Origin of the sequence: Pseudanabaena sp. SR411 (assembly GCF_002251945.1) — a bacterium.
Classification (GTDB): domain Bacteria; phylum Cyanobacteriota; class Cyanobacteriia; order Pseudanabaenales; family Pseudanabaenaceae; genus Pseudanabaena.
Window position 1 is genome coordinate 21,031 of record NZ_NDHW01000224.1, and the last position, 7,195, is coordinate 28,225.

General features: G+C 42.6%; 5 protein-coding genes. 4 read left to right on the forward strand and 1 reads right to left on the reverse strand.

Translation table 11 applies throughout. The features are described from left to right. Nucleotides 1–9: 9 nt before the first annotated feature. Together B9G53_RS23605 and B9G53_RS23610 are read left to right on the forward strand one after the other, a co-directional pair. Nucleotides 10–1,509: a pitrilysin family protein gene (locus tag B9G53_RS23605; protein WP_094535888.1), complete on the forward strand. Its 1,500-nt coding sequence runs from the start codon at nt 10–12 to the stop codon at nt 1,507–1,509. A 65-nt stretch (nt 1,510–1,574) separates the two neighbouring features. After that, nucleotides 1,575–3,242: an alpha/beta hydrolase gene (locus tag B9G53_RS23610; protein WP_217901659.1), complete on the forward strand. Its 1,668-nt coding sequence runs from the start codon at nt 1,575–1,577 to the stop codon at nt 3,240–3,242. A 338-nt stretch (nt 3,243–3,580) separates the two neighbouring features. Here B9G53_RS23610 and B9G53_RS23615 read toward each other — a convergent pair whose 3' ends face one another. Beyond that, on the reverse strand, nt 3,581–3,973 hold the full coding sequence (locus tag B9G53_RS23615; protein ID WP_094535890.1) for a hypothetical protein: 393 nt from the start codon (nt 3,971–3,973) through the stop codon (nt 3,581–3,583). A gap of 544 nt (nt 3,974–4,517) precedes the next feature. Here B9G53_RS23615 and tatC point away from each other — a divergent pair. Beyond that, nucleotides 4,518–5,204 (forward strand): twin-arginine translocase subunit TatC, encoded by a 687-nt coding sequence (tatC, locus tag B9G53_RS23620; RefSeq protein ID WP_369683018.1) that lies wholly within the window; start codon nt 4,518–4,520, stop codon nt 5,202–5,204. Between the two features lie 73 nt (nt 5,205–5,277). Next, complete coding sequence (cimA, locus tag B9G53_RS23625; RefSeq protein WP_094535892.1) at nt 5,278–6,888, forward strand: citramalate synthase; 1,611 nt, start codon at nt 5,278–5,280, stop codon at nt 6,886–6,888. Nucleotides 6,889–7,195: the final 307 nt, after the last annotated feature.

Here is a 7,195-nt window from a genome sequence, read left to right on the forward strand (position 1 = left end):
AAAAATTTAATGCCCATGAATTTAATTCGAGATTTTGTTTTACTGCCTCTGTTACTTTTCTCTGCTACAGCTACATTTACACCTCAAGTTCTAGAAGCTCAAACTAATCCCCCAATTCCACTAAACCGTTATAAATTGGCGAATGGGTTGCGCGTGTGGCATCAATATCGTCCTGACAGCAAATCTGTAATTGTTTATCTAGTGATTCAAACTGGTTCACGCAATGAGACCGCTTTTAATAATGGGATTTCTCATTATGTTGAGCATATGCTCTTTACAGGTACTAAGCGTTGGACAGAAGAACAAGTTAAAGACACGATCACCAATATTGGTGGATCATGGAATGGTTGGACAAGCAAAGAGCAGACTGCCTATTATGCTCAAGTAGCCGATCTTGATGTTGAAATCGCTTTGGATTGGCTTTCTCAAATAGTTTTTCATCCCACATTTCCTGTGGAAAAAGTGGAAAAGGAACGTCATGTTGTTTTTCAAGAGAAAGGAGGACAGTATGGATGGTTGATCAATCAATTGGAAGCATGGGGATATGGCTATAATTTGTCGCGGGAAGTAGAAAAATCTTTATTCCCAAATGCAACTTTGACGATGACAGTTATTGGAGAAGAAGAGTCATTAAAGCGGATTGATCGCCAGATGATGCTTGATTACTACAAGCAATACTACAATACTGAAAATGCAGATCTGATTGTGGTTGGAAATGTTGAAGCATCAAAGTTACAACCTTTGGCAACAAAATACTTTGGTGATTTGCGATCGCAGGGTAAGCGCTCTACTATTGTTAACACCGATTCCGCTAATCAAGGAAATAATCGAGTCAAAGTTGCAGGACCCATGCTCAACGATCAGATTCGTTTAACTACTGGTACACAGACAGTTGGATATAAGCATCGGGATCAATGGAGTCTTGATGTTTTAGCAAAAATGATGGATCGAGATCTCACTCAGGAAATCCGCACAAAAAGGGGACTAGTTTACAGTCTATTTGCCTTCAATAGCAGCTATCAAGATGTCGGATATTTTGCTGTTTCTACTCGTTCGGAAGAAAAACATCGCGATATGATTTTGCAGCTTGTGGATAGTTATATTGAGAATGTCCGTCAAGGAAAAGTTGATGAAAAACGCTTGATGGAGGCGAAGACAGCGTTAATTCGCTCTTGGTCAATTTCTAGGGAAAGCAATGGTGCGATCGCGGGTTCGTTGGTGGGTTGGTCGGCAATACTTGCAGATACGGAACCTGTTCCAGACTATGTGGCAGAGATTGAAAAGGTTTCGGTGCAGGATCTAGTTCGGGTGGTGCAAACCTATTTTGTACCGCAGCGTCGCTTTGTGGGTATACATCAACCTGCCATTACTTTAATCTTTGGTTTACAGATTGCTGGAGTGGTGGTAGTCATCGTGGGAGGATGGATTTTCTATAGAGTCTGGCGACGAAAGCACAAACAGAGTAATAAGATTGTTGGGGCAGATGAGAATACCCAGCCTAATCTCTAGGGTTGACTTGCAGTGAAGTAAAATCTAAAACAATGGTTCTTAGTCAATATATACAACCTATCTTCATGTCAGGAAATCGGGTATTCCTCGCGATCACTTTGGCAGTGGCGATCGCTTTTGGTTCAGCTATACCCAAGCCATCCCCTGTGATCAGCGCCGAAAAGATCTCATTTTGGTATCCACCCTTTGGACAGTTTATTATTCCGATTTCTGATCTTGAAACCTTTGCGAAAACTGGAAAACTTACCAAACGTCTTGCTTTTTATTTAGATAACCTATCAATAAGTCAACAGATCGAACTTAGACAAGCGCTCAACACCCGCTACGATATTAGTCACATTACAGTTAGTCAATTTACCTATTCGCCTATTGGGATTGTGCTAATGAAGCGATTGGGTAGGATTTTGCAAGGTGATGGCTATCAAAATGGATTGTTAGCATTACGATCTGCGATCATTCTTTCATCGGCCAGTCCTGAAGGACTAACTCCCATTAATGTTTTGCGACGTTTCCCCTTACCAACGATTGAGTTAGATTTAAACTTAGGATTAGAAGCCTATCGAGAACTATCACTACTTTGGTATCGAAAAGAAGTAGCGATCGCCGCTTTGCAAAAGCAATCAGAAAATGAAATAGCAGCCACTAAAACCCCTGTGCCGACGGATGAAATTGCCATCCAAGGAGAATTCTCTTGGCAAAAACACGAATTTTCTTTTCAGAATCCAGAACGGGAAATGACAATCAACGCTACCCTATATATTCCTCAGGGAACTGCCAAACCTGCGCCTGTAATTGTCATTTCCCATGGACTTGCTTCCAATCGCGATACATTTATCTATTTGTCACAGCATTTAGCATCCCACGGCTATGCAGTAGCTGTACTAGAGCATCCAGAGACAGGGAGTAAAGATTTTGGAGCCTTTTTAAAAGGTTTTGGAAAAACTCCTAATCCTCGTGATCATTATCTCAGACCTCGTGATGTCAAATATTTGCTAGATGATCTCGAACGTCAATCGAAGAATGCTCCTAATATGAGCGATCGCCTAGATCTGCAAAATGTTGGTTTGATTGGACATTCCCTCGGTGGCTACACGGTTTTGACTTTGGGTGGTGCGCGGCTAAATTTTGACAGCATCAAAGCTGGTTGTGATGTTCCTGAACCCAATGTGACCTCTTTCAATCTTTCTAAGTTAATTCAATGTCGAGCCATCAATTTGGAACCAAAAGACTCTGATTTGCAAGATCCGCGCGTCAAGGCAATTCTCACTCTAAATCCCATTGGTGGCAGTACGATGTTTAACCGTGTGGGGATGCGCTCCTTAAATGTGCCAGTCATGATTTTTGCCAGTGGCGATGACACGATCGCGCCAACTGTCCCTGAACAGCTTTTTCCTTTTACTTGGCTGAATGGGGCTGATAAGTATTTAGCGATCGTTCCTAAAGCAACCCATTTTTCATTTTTAGAGAAAAGTAACAAAGGTGTACTCAATATCCCTTCATCCTTGATTGGAGTTGATCCCAGCTTTGCTCATCCCTACGTCAAGTCCTTAAGTGTCGCATTTTTTAAAACCTATCTCTCAAGCCAACCGAAATTTCGGGCTTATCTCACTGCGACCTATGCAAAAACGATTAGCCGCGATCCCCTACCAGTAAATCTAGTAACTTCTTTCTCAGAGCAGCAGTTAATAGAAGCCTTGAACATCCAACCCTTAGTGATGCATAAAACTCAATAGAGTCTCAAGATGAGACAAAGGTAACACGAGCAAATTCGATTAACAGTAGCAGGATATAAAGCTCAAAAACAAGACAAAACTTGCCTAATATAGCAGTGCAAGAGATAGCGAGGACAAATCAAAACCCAAAAGATGAGTGGCGGCGCTTCGCGCCGCCACTCATCTTTTGGGTTTTATGTCCTAAGCAAAACTTACATTGCTATACAAGGGATTCTGGTATCTCCCGACCTGAAAATCGGAGGAATTGGTAGTTAACTGACGACAAGAGTTGATGAAGCTCGAATTTCCCACAAAAAAGAACGTTGCTTGGCAACGCTCTTTTTTGGAGAGGGCTTTAGTTAATTTTTTCTTTTAATGCGATTGATAGCTTCAAACATCTGACCATCAGAAATTATCTGCTGACGTTGATTAAGCTTAAATTCTTCGATCCGATCGCCGAGAGTTTTCTCAGCCGTGGTTCCTGTATCTTCTGAAGGCTGCCAATTAAACAATCGGTCTAAACCTTCTAGGGGTGCGAACGAGACATTGTTTTCTGTAAACCGTAATAATTGCATACTGCCCCCACCCACAGTAGGAGCATTAGTCTGTCTCATGTCCATGAGAATTTGCTGAGCAGGTGACAAGCCGCTCTGACTAGCACCAATAGTCACTTGAGCATTAATACTTGCTGCATCTAAGGAAAACGCAGCACCAGCGATCGCGAATAAACCTAAAACTTTAAATGAAGCCATTTAACTGCCCCTGAAATTTTACATGGTGAACTACAACATGAAACATTTCACTAACCCCATGATTAAATCTAACATTCTTGTTACTTAGACACAGGTAAATGTCAGAAAGTTCACATAAAGCAAGCCTAAATAAACCGAGAAGTTAAAGTTCTTAACATTGAATCTCTCAGAGTTATAGCAACGCAAGAGATAGCTAGGGCAAATCAAAACCCAAAAGATGAGTGGCGGCGCGAAGCGCCGCTACTCATCTTTTGGGTTTTATGTCCTAAGCAAAACTTATATTGCTATAGCAGCCCCAAAACTCCAAAGTCAGATTTGGTTGCTATAGTATCGATAGGCTTCGATTATTTGATAAGTTTGTTAAGCAATCGGGTTAAGCAATCGACAAGTAGATTTTAGTAACGACACCATGCTAGAGACGGTAAGTGAAGCAGAGCAACCACAGGATTTGTCCACACAACCTATTGAGGACGTAAATGAGTCTGCGATCGCCATTGTCGATCCTCCCATTGATGAAGATCTTGAAGCCATTGAAGATGTCGAGATGTCCCTGTTCGATCATCTTGAAGAACTGCGATCGCGAATTTTCTATGCCTTAATTGCCATTGTTGTGGCAATAATTGGTTGCTTTGCCTTCGTCAACAAGATTGTGGCTCTATTGGAAATTCCTGCTCAAGGAGTGAAATTTTTACAACTTGCACCTGGGGAATACTTTTTTGTATCGATCAAAGTGGCAGGCTATAGCGGCTTATTGGTCGCCAGCCCAGCAATCCTGTACCAAATCGTGCGCTTTATCTTGCCAGGACTAACACGTAAGGAAAAACGAGCGATCGCGCCGATTGTCTTTGGTTCTAGTATTTTATTTGTCCTCGGCATTGTCTTTGCTTATGAGTTACTGATCCCTGCCGCACTCAATTTCTTTATCAGCTATGGGGGGGATGTAGTTGAGCAGTTTTGGTCAATTGATCGCTATTTTGAATTTGTACTATTGCTGCTGTTTAGTACAGGGCTAGCATTTCAAATTCCTGTAATTCAAGCGTTGTTAGCAATGACAGGTATTGTCAACTCGGCAAGAATGCTCGCAGGTTGGCGCTATGTTGTGCTTGGTGCAGTGATTCTTGGCGCAGTCCTTACTCCATCAACTGATCCTATGACTCAAAGTTTGCTAGCGGGGGCAGTTGGTATTTTGTACTTTGGTGGAATTTTCTTAGTCAAGGCTATGGGTAAATAAAGAACCATTGTGTGGGGTGGCTTCGCCGCCCACACACATAAGCGTACTTTTATCGAAATCGAAAATTTTAAATATGGAAAATCAAAATATTTTGATCTACGACACAACCCTTCGCGATGGCACTCAGCGCGAAGGGTTGTCCCTGTCAGTAGAAGATAAGGTACGCATCGCCGATCGCCTTGATCGGATGGGAGTCGCTTTTATCGAAGGTGGTTGGGCAGGTGCAAATCCTAAGGATGGTGAATTTTTTCGGATAATGCAAGAGTATCGCCTTAGTAGTGCCGAACTCGTGGTTTTCTGTTCGACCAGACGCGCAGGAATCAAAGCCCAAGACGATCCGATGCTCGTGCCAATTCTTGCTGCGGAAACTAAGTGGATCACTATTTTTGGCAAATCATGGGATCTGCATGTCATTGAAGGATTACGCACTACCCTTGATGAAAATCTTGCCATGATCAGCGATACGATCGCCTATCTCAAAAGTTGCGATCGCCGCCTGATCTACGATGCCGAACATTGGTTTGATGGCTATAAAAATAATCCAGACTATGCAATCCAAACCTTAAGAGCCGCCTTTGAAGCTGGCGCAGAATGGTTTGTCCTCTGCGACACAAATGGCGGCACATTGCCCGATGAAATTGCCCCCATTACGAAAGTTGTGTATGACTCACTGCGGCAATGGGGCAGCAATTCACCGCAAATTGGCATTCATACTCATAATGATTCTGGCTTAGCCGTTGCTAATGCGATCGCGGCAGTACAGCATGGCGCGACAATGGTACAAGGCACGATTAATGGCTATGGTGAGCGCTGTGGTAATGCTAACCTCTGCACCGTGATCCCCAATTTACAGCTAAAAATGGGCTATGACTGCATCGCTCCCGCCAAGCTGTCACAACTTACCGAAGTCTCTCGCCAAGTCAGCGAAATCGTTAATCTTGCACCCGATGACCATGCTCCCTTTGTTGGTGCTTCCGCCTTTGCCCATAAGGGTGGGATTCATGTCAGTGCAGTGCAGCGTAATCCCCTTACTTACGAGCATATCACTCCCGAAAGTATCGGCAACAATCGCCGTATCGTCATCTCTGAGCAAGCAGGACTGAGCAATGTGATCTCCAAAGTGGAAACCTTTGGCATTTGTCTACGCAAAGAAGATCCCGCCTGTCGGCAAATCTTGCAAAAAACAAAAGAACTCGAACAAATTGGCTATCAGTTTGAGTCAGCCGAGGCAAGTTTTGAATTATTAGTGCGCGAAGCTTTAGGCGATCGCCCCAAATTTTTTACAATCAGTAGCTTTCATGTTTACTGCACCACTGATGCCACCCACATTGATGGAGGCGTAAATTCCCAAGCCACGGTAAAAGTACTGGTCAAAGATGAAGAACATCTCACTGCTGCCGAAGGTAATGGTCCCGTGGCGGCTCTTGATATTGCCCTTCGTAAAGCTCTGATTAGTTTCTATCCTGAAATTGCGAATTTCTATCTCACCGATTATAAAGTACGAATTCTCAATAGTGATTCTGGAACTCAAGCAACCACTAGAGTATTAATCGAATTTAGTAATGGAAAAAGGCGCTGGTCAACGGCTGGAGTATCGAACAATATTATTGATGCTTCTTGTAAAGCTCTTGGAGAAGGCTTAGAATATGGACTTCTATCTACTGTACGATATACAAAATCTTAAACTGATAGGGCAAAATCTCTTTCAGTTTGTCTAAGGTAAGCTACTGCACGTTATTAACTTTACGTGATGTGCAACTAAGAAATAAAAAAACTCACAAACACTCTATTTATAAGGGTTTCTCTAATAAATTTTAATTCCCAAAAAACACCTGCTGAATGTAGGCTCTAAAAATTCATAACTGTCTCGCTCATCTAGGTAAATAGGTGGAAGGAGGGAAAAGAAGCCGACGCAGGAAGTCAAAATCAATCCAACGTAGATTGTATGCCCACTCGAACATGGCTACATACAGATACAAATACTTCTTGTG

Coding starts and splice junctions, on each gene's coding strand:
- tatC (WP_369683018.1), top strand. CDS start 4,518: ATGTCCCTGTTCGATCATCTTGAAGAACTGCGATCGCGAATTTTCTAT.
- B9G53_RS23605 (WP_094535888.1), top strand. CDS start 10: ATGCCCATGAATTTAATTCGAGATTTTGTTTTACTGCCTCTGTTACTT.
- B9G53_RS23615 (WP_094535890.1), bottom strand. CDS start 3,973: ATGGCTTCATTTAAAGTTTTAGGTTTATTCGCGATCGCTGGTGCTGCG.
- cimA (WP_094535892.1), top strand. CDS start 5,278: ATGGAAAATCAAAATATTTTGATCTACGACACAACCCTTCGCGATGGC.
- B9G53_RS23610 (WP_217901659.1), top strand. CDS start 1,575: ATGTCAGGAAATCGGGTATTCCTCGCGATCACTTTGGCAGTGGCGATC.